Raw genomic sequence first — 26,283 nt, 5'->3', positions numbered from 1 at the left:
ACGGCCTATCTTTTCAATGACCGGTTGTTATACCCGATGTTACTGTGCAACAGGTGTAATCTCGTCAGCATAGAACATCTCGTCACTGCGTGGCGCGAAGTTCACTTTAGCATTTGTTCCGTAGACACCTTCCATTTGGTACAGATATACGGCTGGGCGTTCTTCAGAGAAGATCTGTTGTACTTGCTGATACTCTTTCTCACGAGACGCAGGGTCCATGTTCACCAATGCCGATTGAAGCAGTTTCTCTACTTCAGGATTGTTGTAATCCGACTCGCCTTTTGCTTCTTCCAACATATAACGATTGTAGTTATTCGAAGCATCAAACAAGGAGTTACCAATACCAATCATGAAGATTTCTTTGAATGATTTGGAGCTGTAACGTTCACTGAATGCACTTGCTTCCAGGACATCCAGATTGATTTTGAATCCGGCTTGTTCCAGCATTGCTGCAACAACTTCAGCCTGTTCTTTGTATTGTGCGGAAACGGAGATAGTCATCTCGGCTTCACCTTCCGCATAGCCAGCTTCTTGCAGCAACTGTTTAGCTTTTTCTTGATCATAAAGTGACGTTTTGTACAATGAAGGTTCAGCACCGAAGTTGCCTGGTGTTACGGATGTGCGGGTTACGATACCTGCTCCGCCGGCAATGCTGTCCACGATTCCTTGTTTGTCGATAGCCAGGTCAATGGCTTCACGTACTTTCGGATCAGCCGTGATGCTGCCTTCTGTCTGACGGAAGATCAGTTGAAGTACACGCTGGATTGGCGCTTTGACAATCTTCTTGTCTGCTTCGCCTTCGATCCGGGCAATGTCAGTGGACGGAATGGAAGACGCAACATCCACACCACCAGCAAGCAATTCGGATACACGTGTGGAGGCTTCAGGAATAACGCGGAATACCACTTCATTCCATTTTGGTTCACCGTCGAAGTAGTTCTCGTTTTTCACCAGTTCCACACGATCATCTTTGGTCCATTTACTGAACTTGTAAGGGCCTGTGCCTATCGGTTGTTTCAGGAAAGAATCGAATCCTTTATCCGCAATATATTTTGCTGGCAGAATGCCTGCTCCCATTTTGGACAGACGATTCAGGAGCAACGGATCTGGACCATCCGTGATGATGTCTACGGTATAGTCATCCACCACTTTAACTTCTACGATATTTTTGAAATAACTGTTTTGTTTCAGTGTCTCGTCCTTGGCTACGCGCTCCAGCGTGTATTTTACATCTGCTGAAGTGAATGGATCGCCATTGTGGAAGGTAACACCTTCACGCAGCTTAAATCTCCACGTTGTATCATCGACCTGATCCCATGATGTCGCAAGTCCCGCAACTTTTTTCTGTTCACTGTCATTTTTGATCAGATAATCAAAAACGTTGACCAGAACCGCCTCACTGGAAGTGTTGTTGTTGTTGTGCGGATCGAAACTCTCAATATCTGTTGCTCCAGCAACGGTCAGTGTTGTACTTGCGCTTCCACTGCCCGTTCCTTCTGTTGCGGAACCATCATTCGTGCTTGTCGATTTTCCTCCGCAAGCGCTGAGTACCATTACGACTGCCAGTAACGTGATCCACAAGCCTGTCCATTGTCTTTTTTTCATTGTGATTGCTCCCCCTCAGAAGATGTATTCCGTGCCAAAAATTCAAGTGCTACTGCAGACAACATGCCCACACCATAAGGCATGGCTGTCTCATCGAGATCAAACATGGGATGGTGGAGTGGATAGCGAGTACGTTCCTCATCATTCCCAGATCCTAGTCTGAAAAACACACCCGGAACCTGTTCACAATAAAAAGCGAAATCCTCGCCCCCTGTAGAAGGTTTGATATAAGTCCATCCCTTCTCCGCATTAACCTGATCACAAGTCTCTGTTAGCAGGTCAACCATGCCGAGATCATTCACGACAACAGGGTATCCATCGCCGTAGACAACTTCGCATCCAGCTCCAAAAGAATCGCAGACCCCTTTAACAACCTGCTCGATCAAAGCTGGCATCCGCTCACGAATGGCAGGTGAGAGTGTACGAACCGTACCGATCATCTCCACTTCGGGGGCGATGGCTGTTCCCATATAACCTCCCGTGATTTTGCCAATCGTGACTACTGCCGGTTCAAGTGGATCAACCATCCGACTGACGATATTTTGCAATGCGGTGATGACCTGAGCGGATACCGCGATTGCATCAATACCCTCATGTGGACGAGCTGCGTGACCACCCTTGCCAAACACCTTGATAATCAAGGGATCAGCTGATGCAAACGCAACGCCCTGACTTACACCCAAGGTTCCTGTGTCCTGTCCAGGTGTCATGTGTAATCCTGCGATGGCATCAACCTTTGGATTCTCCAGAACACCGTCCTGGATCATGGCTCTTGCACCTGCAAGTCCCTCTTCTGCTGGCTGGAAAATAAATTTGATGTTGCCTGATTTCGGTCTTCCAAGACCAGTAAGCAGTTGGGCGGCTCCCATCAGGATGGAGGTGTGAGCGTCATGTCCACACAGATGCGCTTTGCCATCCACTTGCGAGCGGTATTCCACCGCTTTTTGATCCTGGATTGGCAGAGCATCCATGTCTGCGCGCAAGGCAAAGGTTGGTCCATCGGTCTCTCCGCGAAGCAGGCCTGTAACCCCGGTCTGTCCGACATTGCGTGTAACTTCCAACCCCAGGCTTTCCAGATGCTCAGCTACGATAGCGGATGTGCGATGCTCCTCATAACCGATCTCCGGATGCTGATGTAAATCTCTGCGCCAAGCGCTTAACTGGGCTTGTAGTGGCTGAGCCAGCTGTATTAGTTCTGAACGATTCATTTGCTGTCATTCCCTTCATTTTTGTCCGATTCAGAAACCAAACGGGCATAGATTGCATCCGCTGAGAATTCGATATGCCTTTTCATCGTCTCCTTAGACTTGGTGCTATCATGGGCTTTCAATGCTTCAAGAATCTCCATATGTACACCGTGGTTGACGGTACGTATCCGGTCATCATAAGGCATCAGGTCAAGCGCCGGATTAATTTTCGTCCGGATCTGTCTGACGGCTCTCTCGCAGTATGGATTCCCCGAAGCCTTGGCGATGGTCAGATGAAATTTCACATCCAGCGCCCTGAACCATTCCCTTGTGCAGTCTGGCTCTATACTTTGTTCCATGTAACCCTCAAGCAGCTCCAGTTCGCCTGCGGTGATCCGCTCAGCAGCGAGAAAAGCTCCCTCTGGCTCGATGATGGTTCGAAATTCAAACACCTTCAACATCTGTGACCAATCCCGTTTAATTTCTTCTCTCGTGCGCTTATGCGAATTGGCTGTCAGAGGCAGTACAAACGTTCCGCCTTTGGCACCCACCCTTTTCTCTATCAAGCCTTTCTCTTCCAGTGAAGAGAGTGCCTCGCGAACGGTAATGCGGCTTACGTTAAAAATCTCTGCCAGATCTCGCTCGGCTGGAAGCTGTTCTTCACTCATTAATTCTTTCAAAATAATGGCTTCTTCCAGTTGTTCCCTAATGAATTCACTAACCTTTTTGGTGGATACTTTCTCAAAACGAAATGAAAACGTACTGGACATCTAAACACTCCGATCTGTATATGGTCTAGACCTTATACCATTAATATAATTCCGACTAAACTTATATGCAATACTTTTTTTCAAGTAAATTCATATTTTTTTCTCACCACCTCCAAATTGAAGCATTTTGACACAAAAAAGATGCATCTACACGCAGCAGATGCATCTTCGCTTTCGTTATCCTCCTCTATAACTTCTTATTGGCAAAGGGTCTGAAATCCTCTGTAACCGCAAGTTTTTTGCTTCCCCTCAGGTAAAAGCTGTCATCCGCTCTCCAGGTATGACTCTTTTTGTTCTGTCTGCGGTGATAGACATAATTATAAGGAGAGGTCGCGTACGCTTTGAATCCTCTTTTCCTGCATTGTCTCAGGAAGGTCACATCTTCCCCTATTGAACGGTCCGTGAAGCGGACTTTTTTCAAGATCTCTCTTTTGAATAAAATAGTGCCCCCTTGTACAAATTCAACCGGTTTATTTTTTTCAGCCGGAGATCTGACCAACAATGTTTTGGATGCGCCCAAATAAACGAGACACGAATGTTTACCCACAATATCACTTTTGGTCCGTCTAAGTTCTCTCACCTGCTCTGTTAAATAATACGGCGAATAGTAGTCATCATCATCAAATTTGGCAATCAGCGAAAAGCGTGCCCTTGTCATGCCGGCGTTCAGGCTTTGTCCTAGGGAAATGCTCTCCGGAACTTGATATACATGAACATTGGCAAGATTCCGAACCCGGTTTTGGTATAATGCCAGATTCATACTGTCATGATTCAGGACAATGATCAATTCTTTGCTTTTATAACGCTGCCGATTGTAATTTTGCAGGATGTTGTCAAAAAATTGCGGCCGATTGGTACATACAACAATGGAAACACCATGACCCATTTTGTGTTTAGTCAAGACATACCCTCTTTTCAGCTCATTTTTCTCTCATCATATGTGCCGAAATAGAGTCTGGTATGGACCAATAGTTAGGGCGTGTCTCAAAACTCGCTGAAGTGCATCTTTTACCGCCTTTTCGCCCCCTGCTGCGTCACTTTCCCTTGACGTGCCCCGGCACGCCTGCGGAAAACTTCCTGGCTTGGAACGAAAATTCGGCAAAATCTGCTTCCTTCGGAGTTTTCAGATACGCCCTAGCATCCAAAACACCAAAAACCCTCTGCCCCAAATAACAGGACAAAGGGTTTTGTAATCTATTGTTTTAAGCCTTTTCTATGCTTCGCTACCGTTATTCAAGTACACAGCCTTGCCTGTGCGAGCAGATTCATAGAGTGCTTCTAGAATTTGAGATACAACCAGTGCTTGTTTCGGTGTGACCACCGGCTCCTGATCGTTCTCAATCGCTTCAATCCACTTTCTCATCTCAACATCCGGTGCGCTCTCGCTCTTACCATCGTAGAAAGCTACCCCGCCTGCACTCAGTTCAATCTCATTGGTGTATAGACGGCTGAATTTCTCACCATTGATGCGCAGTCCGTTCTTCATGTCCGCACCCGCTTCGCTACCGCTCAAGCTACATTTCGCCTCATCCACATCCAGTGAGTTCAGTGCCCAACTGGATTCCAGCATGATCGTTGCCCCATTCTCCATCACAATCATGCCAAAGGCCGAGTCCTCTACGGAGAATTGTTTTGGGTCCCATGGGCCCCAGGCATTGGCCGCATTTTCACGTTGCGAAAGCTCATGATAAGTCGTACCCAGCACAACTTTTGGTTGATAGTTATCCATCATCCAGAGCGTCAGATCAAGTGCGTGCGTACCAATATCAATCAATGGACCGCCACCTTGCTTCTCCTCATCCAGGAAAACACCCCATGTTGGTACTGCTCTACGTCTAATTGCATGTGCTTTGGCAAAATAAATATTACCTAGGTCACCCGCTTCGCACACCTTCTTCAAGTACTGACTGTCTTCTCTGAAACGGTTGTTGTATCCGATGGTCAGTTTTTTGCCGGTACGTTCTGCCGCTTCCAGCATGAGCTGTGCTTCAGCAGATGTCTTCGCCATTGGCTTTTCACACATCACGTGTTTGCCTGCCTCCAGAGCAGCAATTGAAATCTCGGCATGAGAAATATTCGGTGTAAGCACATGCACAATATCCAAAGACTCATCCTTGAGCAATTCCTGATAATCCGTGTAGACTTCGGCTTCAGTAGTGCCATATTTCTGTTTGGCTTCATCCGCACGTTCCTGAACGATATCACAGAAAGCCACCAGTTCAACATTATCCAGTTTACTCAGACTCGGCAGATGTTTACCATTCGCGATTCCACCACAGCCAATAATTCCGATACGATATACTTTACTCATATATATATTCACCCTCACTTAAGTATTGGTTGTTTCATTTTACGAAAAGCCGACGGGGTCATCCCCAGACGTTTGCGAAATACAGCATGCAAATAGTTGGCATTATTGAATCCTGAAGCAAGTGCGATCTGTTCAATGGATACGTTACTTTCCTCCAGATTGCGGCACACGGCGCGCAGACGAATATCCTCCAGTACACGGCTGAACGGCATCTCCGGCTGTACTTGGTAGAAGATTCGCTGCAATTGTCTGCTGCTAATATGAAGTTTCTCAGCTACATGCTCCAGCGTGACCACCGAAGGGTGATTCGCCTCCATATACTGTAGTGCATACTCATAGCGATATACCGACATATCCCGCACAGGGGCTTCCGGTCGATTCCCCCCGGTGTCGTATGCTCGCACGGTTTTGAGTAATATGCTGATAACCAGTTGCTTGATCGACGTATAATAACCTAACAATTTTAGATCACATGCCTCGTAGGCTTCCAAAAAACAATGCATTGCACGATGATAATCATTCACCGGAGTAAGCGGAAGCGTTCTCAGCTTTTCAATCGTTTCCTCGGATTCTGCTGCTTCCCAGGGATCGACATGTTCCCTTGGCTTGTGAACGATATCTACATGAAGACATAGTTCATCCATGTCCTCTTTGGCATCAGCCTCCTGATAATGAACGACACCCGGTCCAGTCAAATACAGCATACCTTCCGAGAGTGCATGTGTCTGATCATCCAGAATAACTTTACCTTTACCTCTCGGGATAAAATGAAACTCAAACTCCGCATGATTATGGAAATCCACAACTCGGCCCGCCGGAAAAGAAGTCAGATGAAATCGCATCACACGAATCTCATAATGTCCCCAAACCATTAGAATATCCAGTCTCTCCAGGAGATCCTGCCGTTCAAGCATTTTCTCATAAGGATACAGGCTCAAGATTGCATACCTCCTTAATAAAACCTAACCCTTCAACTCATTCAGAGCAATTCTGCGCCCTTCTTTGGCAGAGAGATTCGCTGCTTCCATCAAACGGGTCAACTCCATAGCGATCTGCACATTTTCAGTTGCATCCGTATCATTCTGTATATGTGCAACCCATTGATTGAATGCGCTTTCTCTTTGGCCTGCCAAAGGAAGTTCAGTCCACTCTTGATACTGTCCCTCTGCTGCTTTCGTGCGAATCAATAACTTTTCATCAGGTGTTCCATACAGAAGTGTACCTTCCGTACCGTGAACCTCAATCGTAAATGGAGAATGGCTGTTCACAAAACCAGCTTCAACAACGCCGACTGCACCAGAATCCGTAAACAAGGTTGCAACGGCATTATCTTCCACTTCTTTGCCTGTAATATATCCAAAGTTCGCATTAACCGCTGTTACTCCCTGACCCAAAAACAATTTGGCGAGATACATTGGATGGCAGCCCAGATCAATCAGTGCACCGCCCTGACAATCCTTCAGATCATAGAAGTGTTCAGGTAACCAGTTGGAAATCGCTCCATCATGCGATAAACGCGCTCTTACATAAGTTATTTTACCAAGTAATCCTTGGTTAAGCACATCCTGTATCGTTAACGTATACCCTGCATTCAGTCGAGGTAAGGATACTGTCATCTTCACGTTGTTTGCCTTTACCTCATTAAGGATTCTATTGGATTCCGCCTGTGTCGAGGCAATAACTTTCTCCGTGAAAATGTGTTTACCTGCTTTTGCAGCAGCGGTGATCACATCTTCATGGATGCGAGTTGGCGCATCTACAATAACGGCATCGATGTCATCCTTGGCCAGCATATCTTCAAGTGAAGCATAGAATGGTACGGTTAAGCGTTCAGCCGCTTCCTGCCCCCGCTTGGCATCGTCATCCCACACAGCGGCGATGACTGTATCCTCATGTTCCTGTGCCTGCTTGATGTAATCCCATGCGTGAACATGCCACAAGCTAATTTTTCCAATTCGAATGGTCAATGTGTCTTACCTCCATACTATATAATATTCTGACATTTATCTATAAGTTATCACAGACTTAATCTATTTTTAATAGAAACTCGCGACAATAAATGTATAAAATCACGACATGAATGTTATTAGACATTTATACACTTGCCCATATTTCTGATATATTTTACATAACCAGGTCGCATAACAAAAACCTCCTGCCCACGCTACCGTGAACAGAAGGTTTTTATAGTTATGGTATTCAAAAATCAACTCACCGTAACGCATACCCTTGTGTAACAATCTTGTACCCCGATACCTTCTGGCTGTGCCCCTCCAACGTGTCTTTAACCCGTTCCAGCACATCGCTCTCATAGACGGAGGCATATTCGAATCCAGTTTGCACGTTCAATTCAACGGGTTCGGAGTTTAGATTATACCAGCGAGCAATCAAATCTCCGGTTTCCTCTGCGATCTTCAATGTGGAGAAGGCTAGTGACGAACCTTGTGCATTCCATGCCAGCCATTGCTTCGACAGAGGCAGTTCAACCTGTTGCCCATCAGCTCCAGCATGACTTTCTCGCTCAAATGTATACGCAAGTGCCCCTTGCTGTACAGTCGTCCACGGAATCGGATACACGTATGCGGATGCACATGCACCTGACTGTGCAGCATCGCCCGCAAATGGAATAATCGCATATTCCACACTCTGAGGTCCCAGACATTGGGCTTCCGGTGTTTCAAACAAACCCCAATCTCCCAGTTCCGAAGAGGCACGCAGCAGCGTAACTGCAATCGTACTGCCCTCTTCATGCTGTAAAATCTCGTATTCATTCAGCCCTTTGTTTGCAATCATCAAGCCATGATCACCATCGGTCACATGTACAAACGCTTGCTGATGCTGTGCATTACTTGGATTCACCCATTCCTTTGCCGGTGTATTGGAACGTTTGGCAATTTCAAAGATGGAATCTGCATAATGCTCCTCTGTCACCAGTCCGGATGGAAATAATGCACGCAGTCGATGATCCTTGGCCTGATTGTTAAAGTCAGATTTTACCTTGACCATATTACTGCCCGCTTCCAACGTATACGTTGTCGTAATCACCAAGGGAACAGTGTTCTCGACTCGCTGTGCCTTCCGTTCTGTAAAAGGAACCATTTGGCGCTTCTCCAGCTCGAACAGTTCATCTGCTCCAGCAGGAATATCCCAGAGTAATACACTTTCCATGACCACCCGATACGGAGATTGCTCCACAATCCGCAGGTCTGCCTTCAGATGCTCCGTGGTCAGCGTCGTCTCTCCCTCCGGTTGACGATAGACATATTCATTGCCGATATCACCGGTATTCTCATATGAATTCAATCCCTTGTATACAGTACCTGAGATCTTATCTTCAATCGTTGCCGTACCATTCTCTTCAACCGTCACCCGCAAATGACCGTTCTCCATCATCATTCCCTGAACCTGGATGAGTTCGCTCTTATCGGGCACTTCAGCAATCTCTGCTTGCTTCTCGACTGGAATGAGAGCATACGTCTTATAACCTAGAGAAGGTACATCCACCGCTTGGAAAGTCACTCTTACTTTACGAGCCATATAAGGCTGTCGGAAGCGATCCTTTGGAAGTTCATAGCCGAAATGCGCACCCAGATTCTTGATTTCTGCCGAATACGTGCGTCCATCTGAATCGACCAGCTGATACGCTGGTAACGCAGCCTCTTCCAACTTTTGCGCAAGGGCTTGAGGATGAGGACCTTCCGGGAAAAATGCTTTGTCCACAATCAGATCCATCTCAATGATTCCATTTCGATTCCATCCACTCGTGTTGAACACAGTGAACAGCACTGCTTCCTCTCCCCAAGCCTCAGCAGGTTGCACACGAATGGACTCAGCAATCGCCTGCGCGCTCTGGGAAACCAATTTCTCTGCAAGTTGTCTGCTCTTGGCAAAGCGGGTCACCATCTCACGGTGAACCTCATCGACACTGCATCCGCAGATGCTATCATGTGGGTGGTTCTGCATCAGCATCTTCCATGCATGTGTCAATAGATGATGCGGATAATCTTTTACCCCGGCTATATGGGCCATCGCGGCGAGTGGTTCGGCTACTTTTTCAAGCAACGTCTGCCCCTGCTGGTTCATCTGTTTCAGATAGACCCGTGCGGATGCCGTATTCACCAGTGTTCCCCAACCATCCGTGTGCTGACTGCGAAGCTCGCCTTCGATAGTCGCCAGATGCTCAGGAACATCTTTCGTAACCGCCTCAATGTAATCGTCAAAATTGGAGTGAATAAATTCAACATCAGGATACAACGCAGCCGCCGTACGTAAAGCCTCAGGCAGATCCGTCTGGATTGGCTGATGATCACAACCATTCATGAACAACAGATGTGGAGTCGAGGCAAACTTCTCGGCATCCGCCAGATTTTTATCCCAATAGGCTCGGGCTTTCTCCGAATCAACCGGAACCTCCATCCCATTGCAGTACCAATTCGCGAACAAAATGCCGAGCACTTCCGAACCATCCGGCGAACGCCAGATCATCTCGGAATACGGAGATTCGTAACTATCCGCATCAACCACGGCATTATTGAATCCGGTAGGCTTTACCCCGCGCCCGAAGATCGCGTTATGAATATCCGCCTGTTGCAGAATCTGCGGTGCCTGTCCCATATTTCCAAACGAGTCTGGGAAGTATCCCGTCTTGGATATCACACCCAAAGGTCGAGCATCACGATGACCGATGAGCAGATTACGCAAGTTGGCCTCACTGCTGGTCAGAAACTCATCCTGTAACACATACCATGGGCCAAAATGAATGCGTCCTTCACGAATATAACGGTCGAGCCTCTCCTGTTGTTCGGGCCGAACCTGCAAATAATCTTCACGAATAATCGTCTGCCCATCCAGATGGAAATAGCGATATTCCGGGTCCTGATCGAGCGTATCCAGCAGTTTATCCATCAGCTCAATGAGCAGTACATGATGGTGTTCATAAGGCATATACCATTCGCGGTCCCAATGGGTATGCGAGATGAGATGTGCCGTCTTTTTGGTTGTCATGTTACGTACCTCCTGTCATTAACCTTTGGTTGCCCCGCCCATGCTGAATCCTTTGGACATGTAACGCTGGGAGAAGATATATAGCACAACCGAAGGCATTGTATAAAGTAGTGAAAATGCAGCCAACCTGCCGTATTCAACCATACCGTGGCTGCCGAAAAATTGATAAATCGTGACCGATGCCGGAAGTTTCTCCGGTGTCTGGAGCAGGATGTATGGCACGAAGAAGTTGCCCCAACTTCCTGAAAAGGTAAATATCGCTATCGTTGCAATACCCGGCAACATCAATGGCGCCACGATTCGTCTCAAACTACTCCACACGGACGCTCCGTCAATCCATGCCGATTCTTCCAAATCGATTGGCACCGAATCCATGAAGTTTTTCATCATCCAGATGCCGTAAGGAAGTGAGGATGCAGTCAGGAACAGCATCGTGGCAATGATGCTATTTTGCATTTTGAAGAACAGAAACATTTGAAATACCGGAACCATCACGGCAGTAATCGGAAGAGCTGTCATGAACAAAATGGATAACAGGAAGCTTTTTTTGAATCTCATTTCATAACGGGATAATGGATAAGCAGCAAGAACCGATACCAGAACAACCAATATCGCTTGCCCTCCCGACAGAATCAGGCCTACACCGAATGAACGAAGATTGCTCGAATCCCCGAGTACATCCTTGAAATTTTGAATGGTCCAGGTACTGGGCATTTTGATACCCTGTTGCGCGTTCGGGTCAAATGAAGCCAGAATGATCCAGAGCAGCGGCAATAAAAAACAGAGCCCTAGAAAAACTAGAATCCCGTACTGGATTTTGCGTTGAAGCCCATGTTTGACCATAGGGATCGAACCTCCTTCATGGTTACACTTTCACTTTCATGGATCGCATGTAGAACAGGCTGGCGACAATACCGATGAACAACAGAACAAGAGATATGGCTGTGCCGTATCCAAATTGATAGTTCACAAAGGCCTGGTTATACATGAAGATCGGCAAGGTTTGTGTTGAAGTACCCGGGCCACCACCGGTCATCGTATAGATCAGCGTGAACACGCCCAGTGTCTGTAGGGTAACCAACATCATGTTGGTCACGATGGACCCTTTTACCATTGGAATCGTAATGTGTCTGACAATCTGGAACCCGGTGGCACTGTCAATAATCGCAGCTTCTTCAACTTCCTTCGGGATATCATCCAGTGCCGACTGATAGACCATCATTGAAAAGGCTGTGCCGTGCCAGATATTCGCGATAATGACACTCACCATAGGGAAACTGAACAACCAGGAGACTGGATTCGCTCCAAACCAGCCGAGGATCTGATTCAATGAACCATTGTCACTGAAAAAGGCGACCATACAGAATGCCACAACAATCTCGGGTGTCACCCAACCGGCAATGACGATGATGCCAATGACCCGGCGGAAGGTCACATTTTTCTCTTTCATTAGAAGAGCCAGAATGAACCCAAGCAATACCTGACCAATCACTGCGGAGAAGATGAGAAAAACCAGCGTGCGCCAAACACTAATCCGGAAATCCGGATCATGGAACATATTAATGAAATTCTGGAATCCGACAAACTCCAAACTCTTGGCTGCCGCCCCGGTCAGAGCCATATTCGTAAAGGCAAAACAGATCGTCAGAATGATGGGAACAATGAAAAACACAAGTAATAACAGTACGGAAGGCATTAGAAACAGAAATGAACCTGGTGCTTTCCTTTTCATAAGTCACTCTCCATTCGAACCGGAAAAAGGGGAGATTGTGCCTCCCCCTCCGAATATATCGATATCCTTATTTCTCTTCGATGCTGTCCGCGCCAAGGGAACGGGATACGTTGTCCTTCAATTGCGTAACTCCCTCTTCCGGCGTCAGCTTGCCAGAGGCAATACTCTCAACAATGCTTTGCAATTGTGCGGATACCGCTGCATATTGATCGTTCGCTGGACGGAAGTGGGCCACATTCAAGAGTTCCTGTGCTTCTCTGGTATAAGGACGATCCGTATAACCTTCAACTTCTGTGGAATCATTACGTGGGCTGAGGCTGCCTTCCGCTACTACACGAGCAGTCGCATTTTCCTTATTCATCAGAAACTCGATAAATTTCCAAGCCTCTTCCTTGTTTTTCGCCTGTGCAGGAACAGACCAAGCCCATCCTCCAGACATCGTAGTTGCTCCAGGTTCTTCCCCATTTTGTGTTGGGAATGGTGCAAAGCCTATTTTCTCTTCAACGTTGGCGATTGGAGCAGCACCGTTCTCGGCCCATGTCGAACCTGCCCAGCTACCATCTACAGCCATCGCCAATTTGTCTTGCGGGAACTGTTGCTGGAATGCAATACTGCCAGCTTGTCCATTCAGGGCAACCTGCATGGTTGGACCTGTTTTATCCGTGTTAAACACTTGATCTATGAATTTGAAGGAATCCAGCAGCCCCGGGCTGTTCACGACCCATTTCTTGCTGGTGTCGTTATACAGCGTGTCCGCCGTACCATAGAGCAGCATTTCCAGTGTTTGCATGGTGACACCTTCACCGTTTGCTTTGCCCACGATCATATTAAGTGGTGTCACACCCGGCAGTTTTTGCTTGATCGTACGTGCTGCTTCGAGTACTTCTGCCCAGCTTGCAGGTTTGAACGGAACTTCAAGTCCCGCCTGTTGAAACAGTTCCTTGTTGTACCAGATTCCGCGTGTATCCGAGGTAGCCGGAACGCCGTACACTTTGCCGTCTTCTCCGGTAACCCCTGCCTTCAGGTTGTCGATGATGTGTTCTTCCCAATCGGGCCATCCCTGAACCTGTGTATCCAGCGGCTCCAGATATCGCGCAGCAGCATCGGATTTGATGATGGATGTATCTTCAGCAATGACATCCGGTGCCGTATCCGGGGATTTCATTTGCAGAACCATTTTGGACGTATAATCGCCTTCACTTGCCAGTACAGGCGCAATGTTGATTTTGATATCCGGGTTTTCTTTTTCAAATTGATCCACCAAGCCTGATTGGAAAAACTTCGTAAGTGTATCTTCAGATCCTGAAGAACGGAACGATACAGTTACTTCCTTCTTGCCATCACTGGTTGTGCCTGTGCTTGAGCTTCCGCCCGAACAGGCTGTAGTAAGAATGAGCAAGGATGTCATAACTGCTGCTACCGGCATTTTCAATGATATTTTTCTCATGATTCGCTCTCCTCTTGTCGGAATTTAACGAACTCCGAACGTTATAATGTACTCGCAGGTTATCTCTTGCTTCCCTATCTATTTCTGTACGCGGAATCCGCAATAATCCATCATCAGTTCACTAAAGAGCATGTTGGACCATGAAAACCATGGACGTGTATATTCATGTGGATTGTTGGCCGAAAAACCTTCATGGGTCAGTCCGGTATCCGCATCCGTCTTATGGATAAGCTGAAGCAATCGTAGTTTTTCATTGCGATCCTCTGTAGTCAGCCCCTGCATCGATAAAGCGATATGCCAGATGTACCCTTCCGGTGTATGCGGACTACCGATTCCCGCTGCTGCTGTTCCCTCATAAAAATACGGGTTGTGCGAGGAAAGAATGAAACGGCGTGTATTCTGATACACCTCGTCGTTCTCCTCCACATATCCGAGATAAGGTAAAGACAGCAGACTTGGCACATTGGCATCATCCATCAGATTGTGATTGCCTTTCCCATCCGTTTCGTACGCATATATGGTTCCATATTCCGGATGTTCAACGGTGCCATAATCCTGAATACCTTTGTTGATCTCTTGCTCCAACTGCTTAGCATTCGCTGCCAGCGTTTCATCCTCGAACACCGCTTCAGCAATTTCCTGAAGATATCGAAGCGCCACAACAGCGAACATATTGGATGGAATCAGATAACCATATTCACAACGATCGTCGCTGGGACGGAATCCCGACCAGGTCATGCCTGTGTAGGCTGTTTCAGTACCTCGTCCCTCTCGGGTGAGCGTATCGGTTTCGGGAGCATCCAGACGTTGGAACGTGTAGGGTGATTTCGTCTCATGATGTTGCTCCACTTGCCATAACTGCATGATGATCTGGGATGCTTTACGGAACGTATCATTGAATTGAGTTGTTCTTCCCGTGTTCTTCCACAAGAGATAACTGAGCTGAATCGGATAAGCCAGTGAGTCGATCTCATACTTCCGTTCCCAGATCCAATCATTCATCTGCGTCAGGTCTTCCTGATGTCCTTTTCCACTCTCCGTCTCATTAAAAGCGTTTGCATAAGGGTCCAGGAGAATATATTTCAGTTGACGTTCAACCAGTCCAGCGATCATGTCGGCAATATCTTCATCCTCTGAAGCGAGAAGCAGATAAGGTCTGACCTGAGCGGCAGAATCACGTAACCACATGGCAGGAATATCTCCCGTAATCACAAAAGTTGTTCCATCTTCTTTGCGCTGAATTGTAGTCGCCATCGTATTGGTAAAACAATTTTTAAACATTTGGTTGAGTTCCGGATAATCCGGCATACGTTTGTTAACCCGATCAATCATGTCGTATATCGAGGGGGAAATTTCTTGATCATCTCTGGGTGTCAGCATGTTGTCCTCCTTATGTAATCCAGTTTGTTAACCGCTTTCATCATCCTAAAACGAATATAATGTTATGTCAATATATTTATTTGTATATTAGCATGTTATTTTAATTTAAAGACACCAAATAATATACCATTTAAAGCAATTCTCCCCATTTTATCCGCACCAAAAAGAGGCCTCGTTTATACGAAGCCCCTGATTGAACACAATGAATATTAAGTTGTTATAATTAACCCTTTTGTTTCACCATACTCGTTGACTTACCCTTCACCAATCGGGCAGGTAAAACAACTCTGTTCACTGTCATTTCGTTGTTCTGCATACTTTGAAGCACCATCTCGAATGCCTGTTTTCCCATATCAAACTGGCTTTGTCTCATATGGGTTACACGGCTTCCTTCGGCAGCATTTGGACTGTCAAAGCAAATGATGGACATATCTTCTGGAATTCTCAGACCAAGCCGATCCGCTGCCTGTTCTGCAAGTAAAGCAATATGATACTCCGCAGCAAAGAGTGCAGTAATCTGGGGGTATTTCTGTAAATGTTCCACCAGTGTCTCCACATCACGGACCTCGACTTGAGGATCAAACACACTTGGCAGTGTCGAAAGAAAAGATTCTAACCACAGTTCCCTGTTCACCAGAACTCCTTGATCATTGTGAGCCTCAATAATGCCTTCAATTCGTTCTTCAATGGGTGTAGTGTTCGCCGGAGGCTGCGTCAGAAAAGCGATGTGTCGGTGACCGAGATCGAACAAATAATTCATCCCTTCTCGCGCCGCGCCTACATTATCCGTACTGACAGATGAAGCCGGAATTCCTTTCAAGTACCGGTCAATCAGGACAAACGGGAATTTATTAACGACCAGTTTTAAAATCTCATCGCTGAAATATTCACCCTGTGCCGGGAAAATAATCAATCCATCCACACCCAGTTCCAGCAGTTCCTGAATACTCTGTTCCTCCTGCTCGGGAATCCCGAAGGAACGTCTAAGTACGAGAAAACAATCATGCTCTCGCGAAGCTTCTTCCATGCCATATAACAGTTCTGTACCATACATATCGCTGAAGTTAGTGATGACCAGCCCAATGAGCAGCTTCTTTTCTGGATCTTTAACCGCAGCACGCGGAGCAGGTCTGTTAGATCTTTCTTGTAACACATCTGCCGTATCAGCTACAAAAGAACCCCGTCCCGGCTGACGAACAATTAATTGTTCACTTGCCAGCATCTCAAGTGCTTTTTTAGTTGTAATCCGGCTCACTCCGAATTCATCACATAATTCTTTCTCGGAAGGAACACGCTCACCCACTTGATATTGATGAAGCTGTATCCGTTCGCGCAAGGATTCAAAGATCTGTTCATACATCGGCTTGGATGCCGAGTCTTTCCCCAATACAAGCACCTCCATAAATACCCATACTTCTCATGTTCTACATCCTAATATATCATGTTATATCATTAATGTGAAGAAAGAGGCAACTCACCTGCTGACATGTGAGAGCAAAATAAAAAGCATTCCAATGGATGCTTCATTAATCTTAGGCGTCAGATGTAAATCAAGACAACAAAAAGCCGACAAGCCCTGACACCTCGGCTTATCGGCTTCTTGCTTAGATGGTCAAAATGCAGTTATCGTCCATGTCACACTTTGCATAATTAAGGTTGCAGACTCTCAGCGGACGGTGGACCTACTTCTGTTTCAGTCTCTTCAGGGCTCGAATCTGGTTCTGGAACGGATTGTTCTTGTGCTGCGCTGACGAACAATCGTCCAGCTGCTTCAGCCTCTACTTTGTTGCCTGCTGCATCCTGAGCGCGAATCACAATGACTCCACCATCCAGAACAAGGGATGAAGGTGTTGTGTACGTACCCGTGTAACGACCAGGTTCAGTCTCCACCAATGGAATCTCTCCTGCCCCTTGGGCATTCAGATTCAAAGGTAACTGAATACGGAAAGATGCTTGCAGACCAGGTTTACTGTCAAATGAAACGGTAACACTCTCCCCTGATGTGATTCGAACATCCTCAGCCGGAGTAATATTCGTAAGTTCTGGCAACGCCGTTTCCACATAGACGGTGCGGGTTACGGTTGTTTTGTTACCAGCGATATCGGTTGCTGTAATGGTAATTGTGTTCTCGCCTTCATTGACCAATACACGGTGACTGAAACTTCTGTCTTTACCCACTTGTACGGTTTGTCCGTTAACGGTTACCTTATCGAGGAATTGTTCCACGACATTACCCGTTACGTGAACCACTTCTGCATTGATGCGATCCCCTTGAGCTGGCGTGAGAATCGTCAATTGTGGTTTGGTCTGATCCAGAATAATGACTACGGGGAGTGAACGGTCCGTTGTTTTACCGTCTACCACTGCCTCCGCAGTAATCGCATTAATGCCAGAACGGAGCTTCACACCGTATGAGAACTTCCCATTTGCCACCGTTGTGGTGCCAGCCAAATCCTTGCCGTTGTAGATCTTGATCTGAGCGCCGGATGCCGGAGACGTTCCCGACACAGTGAAGGTCGATTGATTCGTATACGTGTTTGCAGGTACTGTGAGCACAGGTGCATTTACCGGATATCTCACGACTGCACGAATCATGTAATTGCCTTCTTCTACCGGTGAAGTACTCCATGCTCCGCTTACACGCTGCCAGCTTCGACCTGCATTTGGACCATCCTCATCGGTAGCGAGTCCCGGAGCGCTAGTTCCAGCTAAACTCTGTACATACACGATATAGAAATCACCCGTTACAATGACCGGTTCCGGGAATTCAACAGTTGTCCATTGATCGTTACGAAGTGCAGTACCGTCAAATGGTCCAGCCAGTTGTCGTCCCGGAGCTCCGCCCGCACCCGATGCATCATATACGGCATATTGGAACGCTGTGCCTCCGGGTACAGGCCATTCGGTGTTCCAGAATCGGAACGATGCACCTGTCAGTTGAGCGGTCTCCAGCTCTGGTGTCATTCGAACTGCCCAAGCATTATCCGCAGCATTAAAAGCTCGTGCGTTCTCTGCTGTTCCATCATCATAAGCAATTTCTCCAGGGAAACCGATGAACGGCTTCAAGGCAACATTCGCCTCTGCCGTACCATTACCAGGTACAGTCACAGTGACGGTTTTACTGTAATAATCAGCCGCCCGGATGGATAGAGTGTAGCTTCCTTCTAATACCTGAATCACGAAGCTGCCATCTGAACCTGTGCGAACTTCACCTACATTGGCATCTTCGACCACGAGAACGGAAGCATCAGCCAGTGGTTGTCCTGTCCGCTCATCCGTTACTACACCTTCAATCTGCCCATGCGGAATTGCTTCCAGATTAAAGTTGGCTTTGGCTCCATTGCCATCTGTAATCGTCACCTGCTGAGTTCGAGGATAATATCCATATGCTTCAGCTTTTAACGTGTAATCACCTGCTACGTGTGTGAAGTTATACTTGCCTGTAGCTGGATCTGTCTTCACCGAACGTCCGGTTTCCAGTACGGTAACCGTTGCACTTGCAGGCAGGCTTTGTGGATTAACCGAACCTGTTCCTGGTTTTTCAACTTCAGGTTGTTGCTGTTTCGTTTTGTTAAATTCCGCTTTGTCTGTCCGCGAAATTTTGTACCATGGGTTTTCATAGGACGGTTTTGGTTTGTCACTGTTAAGCACAACCGCATTGTCCTCCGTGACCGTCTCCGCAGCAACACCCAGTACTCGGAAATCATCAATGAACCAGCCTGTCTTCACAACACTGTTGTCTGAGGTCAGACGGAACCGGAATTGTACTTCATTGCCGGTAAGTGCATCCAGGTCATAAAATACCGGTGCCCATTGTTTACCGTTTGTACTATGTGAGAATTTGCCCAGTTCTGACCATGTGGTTCCACCATCCTTGGTGACTTCCACATACCCGTAGTCGTATCCACTCTCAATCTCGTACCAATGATTAAACGTGAGTGTTCCTTCGGACACATCCGTCAAATCAATGACCGGAGATACGAGTGAATAGTTGGAGCCACTCTCGTACGTATTGTCGAGATCAGTCGCCCAGACATTCGGTGGAGAAACCGCGGTGGCAGGTCCCGTTAACGGAATACCGCGTTCCCACTCATCTTTGGTTCCCGAATGAGTCCAGCCATTATCATCACTGCCATCGAAATGATCGATGTAGATATCCTGAGGCACCTCTACTGTAATGGAGACCTCATTCGATTTGTCACTTTCATTGCCGCTATAATCAAGTGCGGCAACGGTATAGTAATACGTCGAATCTGTCACCGTAGCCGTATCTGTAAACGTTGTTCCTGTTGCAGTTCCAATGGATTCATAACCTGCACCTGCGGTTGTGGAACGATATACGATATAGGATTCGAGATCCTCATCGCTCGGACCCGTCCAGCTCAAGGCTACATTACCAAGAATATCGGCCGTCGCAGACAATCCGGCAGGAGCGCCCGGAGCAATCTCATCCAGTTCTTCTACAGCGAAATCATCAATGTACCAGCCAGCCTTTTGCAATGAATTATCGCTCGTCAGATTGAATTTGATGAACACCTGCTGTCCCGCGTATTCGCGAAGATCCACATATTGTGTCTTCCAATTGCCGCCTGTACCCGTGAAGGTTAACAGCTCTTGGAACACATAATCGCTATCCTCGGAAGCGATGTATACCTTGCCGAAGTCGATGTTATTCTCCAGGTCATACCAGTGCTTGAAGGATAATAACGCACCTTCTGCACTCTCGGTTAGATCAATAGGCGGCGCAAGCAGATATGCATTGCTATTCGCCATATAAGTTCCTTGCAGATTGGTTGCAATCACCTTGTCACCGGAGTATGCACTTCCAGGACCACTGGTTGGTGCTCCCCATACCCAGGTACTTCCGGTTCCGCCAGTCGTGAATCCAAGCTGATCTTCTTCAAAATCCTGAAGATATCTTGGCTGAACACCATTGGAGACAGCCACTTTATATACCTGACTTTCGAATCCGTTGTTGCCGTAGTCGTTCACGCGGATATAATACTCCACACCTTGCGGTTCAATAAGAAAAGCAGGGATTGTCGCTGTATACGTTCCATCTTTGTTATCTCCAGCAATCCGGTTCATCGGCAGATAGACATACTGGTTGGTGCCTGTCGTTTTGGCAAAAGCCTCGACGGAGACTACCGCGACGTTATCTGTCACATGAGCAGTTAATGGTATATCAATGCCTGTAAAGGCAGAATTAACAGGGGTATGTGCCAGTACCGGCTCTTCCAGATCATCTCCGGCCGTAACCACTCTGCCGGATACTGTGCCGATCCCTTCGAGTACAGAACCCACAGCATCAAGGGCATTAATAATGCCGTGACCGTAGCCGTTATTAGGAGAGGTCGGATACTGACTATCGGTTCTCGGCGTGGCTGTATCTGTAATGATCTGCTCCAGCTGATCCACCGTAAGGGAATGATTGGCCTGAAGCAGCAGTGCAGCAAGCGCAGTTGTATGCGGGCCTGCCATGGACGTTCCGTTCCAGCCTCCCTCATATACACCGCCCGGAACTGATGAACGGATATTCACACCAGGGGCAGATACTTCCGGTTTGATCTCACCATACGGGGATGGGCCCAGCAGGGAGAACGAAGCCAGATTTCCGTTGATATCGGTTGCTCCTGTAGCAAAACTTTCAGGATAGTTGGCTGGGTTAGCAACAGAACCAGGTCCGCCCGGGTTACCCAGTCTCACATTTCCTGCGGAGAATTCCGGGAAAATCTGAGCATCACGCCAAGCTTGCACCATCGGTCGGAACCATTCATCCAATCCTGCGCCTCCGCCCCATGAGTTGTTGACGACATCCGGTGCAAGTTCAGGATGCAGATTACCTTCCGCATCCACCGGAGCGATCAACCATTGTCCGCCATCGAGAATAATGGCATCCGTTGTTTCCGGATTGAATATCCGCACACCAATCCATTTCGCACCGGGAGCAACCCCGATCTGATTGGTGCCATCCGCTTCAGAGCCAACCATCGTACCCATCGTGTGTGTACCATGCCCGTCTCCGTCCGCAGGAAGTGAAGCATTACTGTGCGGATCATACCAGCTCAATTCGGGATCAACGATATTGCCCGAAGCATCCAGTCCCCGCCATTTGCCGCGAAGCGCCGGGTGGGTATAATCCACACCACTGTCCAGATTGGCAACAACAATCCCTGTTCCATCGATGCCCCGATCCCACACGGCTGGCGCATTGATGTAATCCAGGTTCCATTCCACGTTTTCTGTCGCAAGCTTGTCTTTTGCAGCAGGCTCTTTGTCTTTGACTCCGACTGAAGAGTCTTTAGTTGGCGTTTGGACAACATCTTTGCCTGATGCTGCATTTGCCGGTTCTTTACTCACTTCGGCTTTCTGTAAGTATCGTGTCTCATTCGGTAGAATCTTCTCCACCTCAGGCAGCAGCGCAATCTGTTCCATGACTTCTTTGGTACTCGTTACTGCCAGTGAATTGACGATAAAATAGCTTTTATATTCTTTGACCTTACCCAGGTCAACTTCCTTTTCCAGATAAGTTTCCAATGGATATTGTGTACGCGAGGCTGTTTCTCGCAGAGAGCTGACGACCGAATTACGAACGGACAGCTTTGTGGCTGAAGCCGTTTGTTTGGCGATGGTCGCCTTTTCAAGGGCCCGTTTGGAGACTGCTGCTGTATCCACCTGTTCCTTCATTTTCACCAGATAGGTCACATATTCACTACCATCAAATTCTTTGGTCAACTTGGCGTTTACTTTGGACTCCGTAACTTTGGCAAGTCCAGATTTCATATCCAATTTGGATGATGTGGAGTTTTCAGCTGAAACCGGATGAATGATCGAAAATGCAAGGAGAAGCGAGAGCCCCATGGAGATGGGCTTGCGTAACCGATTAATCTTTATCAAACTTTTCCACTCCTTTTACCCGGTTTTTTAATTTAGTCTGGTACATATGCCCTTCTCTGCAGAATGAAACGGTAAATTAACCTTTATTGCGGATGAAATAGATGCCCTGGATTTCACATAAAGCCTCACCTCCTTTACAGGTCTGGTTAGGGAACAATATGAGTCAGAAGAGATAACAGATCAGTCTATGTTTTTTTACTTGGAAGTTTAGGAGATTGAATGAATTGGATTAAAACATGTGAGTAAATAATTTGGGTGTTTGAATAATGCAATGAGAGTGAATGTCTATAAGCATTCATGTGGAAGGGTAATCTGGAGCGTTAGCAGAACGCTTGCTAAGGAGTGGTGGATATGACTTTCGATCCTGATTCGGGTGAGTAGTTAAATATTTTAATTACATATAATAGTCGATTAGGAATTTAATTGGATTTTATTGGTATAGTATAAAGTCATTATTCGATATACACAAGCACTATATTGAAAAATATAGAAAATAAGTCTATTTAATGCTTTTATGTGTCTGATGTCGCTTACGTATTTCAGCTTATTTTTCGTATTCATGCATTTTTTTGATGAATAATAGTTTGTAGTAGTTCTATACAACCAAGACCTGACACTCAAAATTTCAAATCAAGAAAAAGAACGACATGAGAACTCTCATGTCGTTCATCTCAAAATTTATATCTCATCATGTAATGTTCACGCCGCCACTTGCATACCCGACAACCGTATTCACAAGTGTGAGTCCGGCTGCCGTTGCCGAGAACACCAGTAGCAGACGTGTCTGTGCAGTCACAGGTATAGTCAATCCGGTTGTTATGCCATTGGAGATACTACCCAAAGCAATAATACCGGTGAGTGGAGGTGCCAGTGTAACGACCGCCCCCGGAACCGCAGTAAATGCATTATCAGGAGTAGGTGAACTGAATAATTGCGCAGTGATGGTCACTGTTGAACCGACCAAGGCCAAGGCTGCTGTGGTACTGAAATAGGCAGCAATCGAAGTTATAACGCCATCCCGTGGGACAGAGAACGCAAAGTTAATGAGTGGTCCGACAATCGTTCCCGTTAAATCAATCGTGCCACCCAGAATGCTGACTCCTGTTGCCGAGCTGCCGAAACCGATAAGGCTTGTCGTTCCAACCAGTCCACCAAGAATCGTTGTTAATATGGCAGGTCCGCCAGAAGCAAACGGTATGATGGCTCCAGAACCCGTAGCCCCAGTAACACCAGTGCTGCCAGTTACTCCCGCAATCCCAGTTGCGCCGGTAGCCCCGGTTACCCCTGCAATTCCGGCTGCACCCGTATCTCCTGTCACACCCGTTGCCCCGGTGACTCCCGCAAGTCCAGCTGCACCCGTATTCCCTGTGACTCCGGTGGCTCCTGCTACGCCAGGATCACCTGTTGCTCCTGTAACGCCCGCTGCCCCAACAGCTCCTGTACTCCCCGTTACACCTGTCGCTCCTGTTGCGCCACCTGCTGGGCCTGCCGCACCCGTTGCTCCAGTAACACCTGTTGCACCTGCTGGTCCCTGGGCACCAGCAGCTCCCGGTGTACCAGCTGGACCTACACCACCCTGAGCACCAGCAGCGCCAGCCGGGCCTTGTGGACCAGGTACGCCCTGAGGACCCGCTGGTCCTGCAGGTCCTGCCGGACCTTGACTGCCTATGTTTCTAAGCCCTGTTGTGATAGCCAATTCGGTCGCACGGATCAAAATGACCAGTTGATCTTTCTCAGCCGAATCGATATTCCCCTGTAAAATGACAGATAGGAGCACATCCAGCAATTGCTGCAAATTGGTTCCCACACTGATCGGAGAAAATGGAACGGCCTCTGCAGATACAATGGTAAGCTCCAAGATCGCTTCGAGATCTGCCTTGGTTCCCTTTTTCAAATCCGAGCAATGAACCAGAGCCAGTAATTTACGCAGTACCTCAATCAGAAGTGAAACATTGTGAGGCGAGGGATTGGCAAAAACCTGTACAATTGCTCCCTTCAACTCACCAATTAATTTGAGAAGGAATTCGGCTTCTTTGTCAAAACACTTATGATGGTGGTTATTGTGATGATGATTGTGGTGGTTATGATGGTGCTCGTGATGGTGTTCTTTGTGCTGCTCTTGGGGATGGTCACAGTCCTCAGCTTTTTTTTTCTTAAATCCGCTCCAACCATATCTGATGCGTTTCTTTGGTTTCATCTTTTTGCAGATCCTCCTTAGTGAGTCTCAATCAATCCATTACAGGCGAACATCACTGGTTTGATGATATCAGTATATTAGCAAGCAAGAATTTCGTGATTATTATATAAGTGATTTTCCGAATTACAGTTTCATCTTGGAGAAACCTCCATTATCACGGAGAGGATTTTGCATGGAAGTCAGCCCTATATATAGCCCAACCAAAAGAGCGCTATCCGATGAGTACAATACTCCTGGATGCGCCCTTTTTATATTTACAGTATTTAATTTATCTTTGTTGATTAGTCCAATTTAATTTTGAAAACAATAGGCGCATTACTTTTCACAGTTGTCGTTGTGATTGTCAGTGCGTCCGCTGTTCTCTCCCATTTCGGTTGTTCCTCGTAACCAAGTACCTGAATATCTTGAATGACCCCTTGAAAATGATGAGAATTTTCCTTCAGGGATTTAATCTGCACCACCCCGTTATCTGGATAGGCAAGAACCGTGGCATACAGAGTACTTTCTTTTAACGTAAACCGTATATCTTCACTCGTAAATATCTTCGTATCCCCATCCGTGAATTGCCCTTCCTTCACCTCTGTCGGACCCTCGCCAAACGTACGCCAGAATGACGTGTCATAGATCGCTTCCCCATTCACTTCCAGCCACTTGCCAATGCTCAGCAAAATCTCACGATCTTCTTCCGGTATGCTGCCGTCTGCTTTGGGTCCAATGTTCAGCAGTAAATTTCCGTTTTTGCTTACAATATCGACGAGATCCCGAATGATCTCTTCAGCCGTTTTATAGTTATTATTTTCCGTATAACACCATGAGTTTTTAGCAACAGCTGTATCCGTTTGCCAAAAATAGGGCTTAAGCTCAGCGAACTGTCCCCGCTCCACATCCGGAACGGCACTACCAAACATGTAGGCCTCATGTTTATAATTGATAGCTACAGGCACGCCCCATTCTTCGCCTTTGTTATAATAATAGGCAGCAAATTTCTTCAGATAGGGTTTGAACGCAACCGTTTGAATCCACCAATCAAAATAAAAGACCTTTGGCTGATATTGATCGACCAGTTCACAGCAGCGAATCAACCAGTCCTCCAGATACTCCTCGGTTGGAGGTGAGTCATACAAGTCGAAGTGATCCTTGGGTTCAGGCATGGCAGGCCAATAGAAATCCCCACGCTCCAGGGGTTCCTTAATATCTGAATCAAACTCCTTCCCGTGAGACATGAAGAACCAGTGCTCGGCGCGGTGAGACGACACGCATAATGTCAGCCCCTGCTTCTCGTATGCAACCTTCATCTCACCCAGAAGATCCCGTTTGGGCCCCATTTCATATGTGTTATAGTGAGAGATAGAGCTTTTGTACATCTGAAAACCATCATGGTGCTCTGCCACAGGCATAACATATCTGGCTCCAGCCTGTTTGAATAACGTTGCCCATTCGTCTGCATCAAACTTCTCTGCACGAAACATCGGAATGAAGTCTTTATATCCAAAGTCCTTATGAGGTCCATACACCTCAAGGTGATGTTCAAAAGCTTTGGTGCCTTGTATGTACATATTTCGCGAATACCATTCGCTATCATAGGCCGGTACAGAATATAGCCCCCAGTGAATGAATATGCCGAATTTCGCTTTTGGGTACCATTCTGGAACTTGGAAGGTGCTAAGCGAACTCCAGTTGTCCTTGAATTTACCGCTCTCAATCGTTGCTTCAATATGTTGCAAATATTCGTTTTTGTCCATGAGATGTTCTC

16 protein-coding genes are annotated in these 26,283 nt (G+C 47.0%); all 16 read right to left on the bottom strand.

Annotation, left to right across the window (positions count from 1 at the left end; translation table 11 throughout):
* Positions 1-39: 39 nt before the first annotated feature.
* Entirely contained in the window at positions 40-1,605 is a 1,566-nt protein-coding gene (locus CXK86_RS15625; protein WP_101314030.1) for an ABC transporter substrate-binding protein, read from the bottom strand.
* Complete coding sequence (locus CXK86_RS15620) at positions 1,602-2,813, bottom strand: M20 metallopeptidase family protein (protein WP_036608270.1); 1,212 nt, start codon at positions 2,811-2,813, stop codon at positions 1,602-1,604. The genes CXK86_RS15625 and CXK86_RS15620 overlap by 4 nt, the downstream gene beginning before the upstream one ends.
* Complete coding sequence (locus tag CXK86_RS15615) at positions 2,810-3,562, bottom strand: FadR/GntR family transcriptional regulator (protein ID WP_076249429.1); 753 nt, start codon at positions 3,560-3,562, stop codon at positions 2,810-2,812. Before CXK86_RS15615 ends, CXK86_RS15620 begins: the two co-directional genes overlap by 4 nt.
* A 187-nt stretch (positions 3,563-3,749) precedes the next feature.
* A complete protein-coding gene (locus CXK86_RS15610; protein WP_257467865.1) occupies positions 3,750-4,463 on the bottom strand; it encodes a glycosyltransferase family 2 protein in 714 nt (237 codons plus the stop codon).
* A 312-nt stretch (positions 4,464-4,775) separates the two neighbouring features.
* Positions 4,776-5,873: a Gfo/Idh/MocA family protein gene (locus CXK86_RS15605; protein WP_036608277.1), complete on the bottom strand. Its 1,098-nt coding sequence runs from the start codon at positions 5,871-5,873 to the stop codon at positions 4,776-4,778.
* 14 nt (positions 5,874-5,887) lie between these two features.
* Complete coding sequence (locus CXK86_RS15600; protein ID WP_235193807.1) at positions 5,888-6,811, bottom strand: helix-turn-helix domain-containing protein; 924 nt, start codon at positions 6,809-6,811, stop codon at positions 5,888-5,890.
* A 24-nt stretch (positions 6,812-6,835) separates the two neighbouring features.
* Positions 6,836-7,840, bottom strand: a complete 1,005-nt coding sequence (locus CXK86_RS15595; RefSeq protein ID WP_101314029.1) for a Gfo/Idh/MocA family protein — start codon at positions 7,838-7,840, stop codon at positions 6,836-6,838.
* A 244-nt stretch (positions 7,841-8,084) separates the two neighbouring features.
* Positions 8,085-10,877 carry an alpha-mannosidase gene (locus CXK86_RS15590; RefSeq protein WP_101314028.1) on the bottom strand — a complete coding sequence of 931 codons (2,793 nt, stop codon included), beginning with the start codon at positions 10,875-10,877 and terminating at the stop codon, positions 8,085-8,087.
* A gap of 18 nt (positions 10,878-10,895) precedes the next feature.
* Entirely contained in the window at positions 10,896-11,720 is an 825-nt protein-coding gene (locus CXK86_RS15585; protein WP_036608291.1) for a carbohydrate ABC transporter permease, read from the bottom strand.
* A 22-nt stretch (positions 11,721-11,742) separates the two neighbouring features.
* Positions 11,743-12,609 (bottom strand): carbohydrate ABC transporter permease, encoded by an 867-nt coding sequence (locus CXK86_RS15580; protein ID WP_101314027.1) that lies wholly within the window; start codon positions 12,607-12,609, stop codon positions 11,743-11,745.
* A 67-nt stretch (positions 12,610-12,676) separates the two neighbouring features.
* Entirely contained in the window at positions 12,677-14,056 is a 1,380-nt protein-coding gene (locus CXK86_RS15575; protein WP_101314026.1) for an extracellular solute-binding protein, read from the bottom strand.
* Between the two features lie 78 nt (positions 14,057-14,134).
* On the bottom strand, positions 14,135-15,436 hold the full coding sequence (locus tag CXK86_RS15570; protein ID WP_257467863.1) for a glycoside hydrolase family 125 protein: 1,302 nt from the start codon (positions 15,434-15,436) through the stop codon (positions 14,135-14,137).
* A 223-nt stretch (positions 15,437-15,659) separates the two neighbouring features.
* On the bottom strand, positions 15,660-16,832 hold the full coding sequence (locus tag CXK86_RS15565; RefSeq protein ID WP_306821946.1) for a GntR family transcriptional regulator: 1,173 nt from the start codon (positions 16,830-16,832) through the stop codon (positions 15,660-15,662).
* Positions 16,833-17,086: 254 nt separating this feature from the next.
* Positions 17,087-22,333 (bottom strand): S8 family peptidase, encoded by a 5,247-nt coding sequence (locus CXK86_RS15560; protein WP_101314024.1) that lies wholly within the window; start codon positions 22,331-22,333, stop codon positions 17,087-17,089.
* A 688-nt stretch (positions 22,334-23,021) separates the two neighbouring features.
* Positions 23,022-24,530 carry an exosporium glycoprotein BclB-related protein gene (locus tag CXK86_RS15555; RefSeq protein WP_083669681.1) on the bottom strand — a complete coding sequence of 503 codons (1,509 nt, stop codon included), beginning with the start codon at positions 24,528-24,530 and terminating at the stop codon, positions 23,022-23,024.
* A 281-nt stretch (positions 24,531-24,811) separates the two neighbouring features.
* Positions 24,812-26,272, bottom strand: a complete 1,461-nt coding sequence (locus tag CXK86_RS15550; protein ID WP_101314023.1) for an alpha-L-fucosidase — start codon at positions 26,270-26,272, stop codon at positions 24,812-24,814.
* Positions 26,273-26,283: the final 11 nt, after the last annotated feature.

The organism is Paenibacillus sp. BGI2013, assembly GCF_002843485.1.
GTDB classification, from domain to species: domain Bacteria; phylum Bacillota; class Bacilli; order Paenibacillales; family Paenibacillaceae; genus Paenibacillus; species Paenibacillus amylolyticus.
This window is presented reverse-complemented; position numbering and strand designations above follow the sequence as displayed.

What these genes read in the sequence shown, in the direction of transcription:
- CXK86_RS15625 (WP_101314030.1), bottom strand. Translation starts at nt 1,605, where the DNA reads ATGAAAAAAAGACAATGGACAGGCTTGTGGATCACGTTACTGGCAGTC.
- CXK86_RS15620 (WP_036608270.1), bottom strand. Translation starts at nt 2,813, where the DNA reads ATGAATCGTTCAGAACTAATACAGCTGGCTCAGCCACTACAAGCCCAG.
- CXK86_RS15615 (WP_076249429.1), bottom strand. Translation starts at nt 3,562, where the DNA reads ATGTCCAGTACGTTTTCATTTCGTTTTGAGAAAGTATCCACCAAAAAG.
- CXK86_RS15605 (WP_036608277.1), bottom strand. Translation starts at nt 5,873, where the DNA reads ATGAGTAAAGTATATCGTATCGGAATTATTGGCTGTGGTGGAATCGCG.
- CXK86_RS15590 (WP_101314028.1), bottom strand. Translation starts at nt 10,877, where the DNA reads ATGACAACCAAAAAGACGGCACATCTCATCTCGCATACCCATTGGGAC.
- CXK86_RS15585 (WP_036608291.1), bottom strand. Translation starts at nt 11,720, where the DNA reads ATGGTCAAACATGGGCTTCAACGCAAAATCCAGTACGGGATTCTAGTT.
- CXK86_RS15580 (WP_101314027.1), bottom strand. Translation starts at nt 12,609, where the DNA reads ATGAAAAGGAAAGCACCAGGTTCATTTCTGTTTCTAATGCCTTCCGTA.
- CXK86_RS15575 (WP_101314026.1), bottom strand. Translation starts at nt 14,056, where the DNA reads ATGAGAAAAATATCATTGAAAATGCCGGTAGCAGCAGTTATGACATCC.
- CXK86_RS15570 (WP_257467863.1), bottom strand. Translation starts at nt 15,436, where the DNA reads ATGCTGACACCCAGAGATGATCAAGAAATTTCCCCCTCGATATACGAC.
- CXK86_RS15555 (WP_083669681.1), bottom strand. Translation starts at nt 24,530, where the DNA reads ATGAAACCAAAGAAACGCATCAGATATGGTTGGAGCGGATTTAAGAAA.
- CXK86_RS15550 (WP_101314023.1), bottom strand. Translation starts at nt 26,272, where the DNA reads ATGGACAAAAACGAATATTTGCAACATATTGAAGCAACGATTGAGAGC.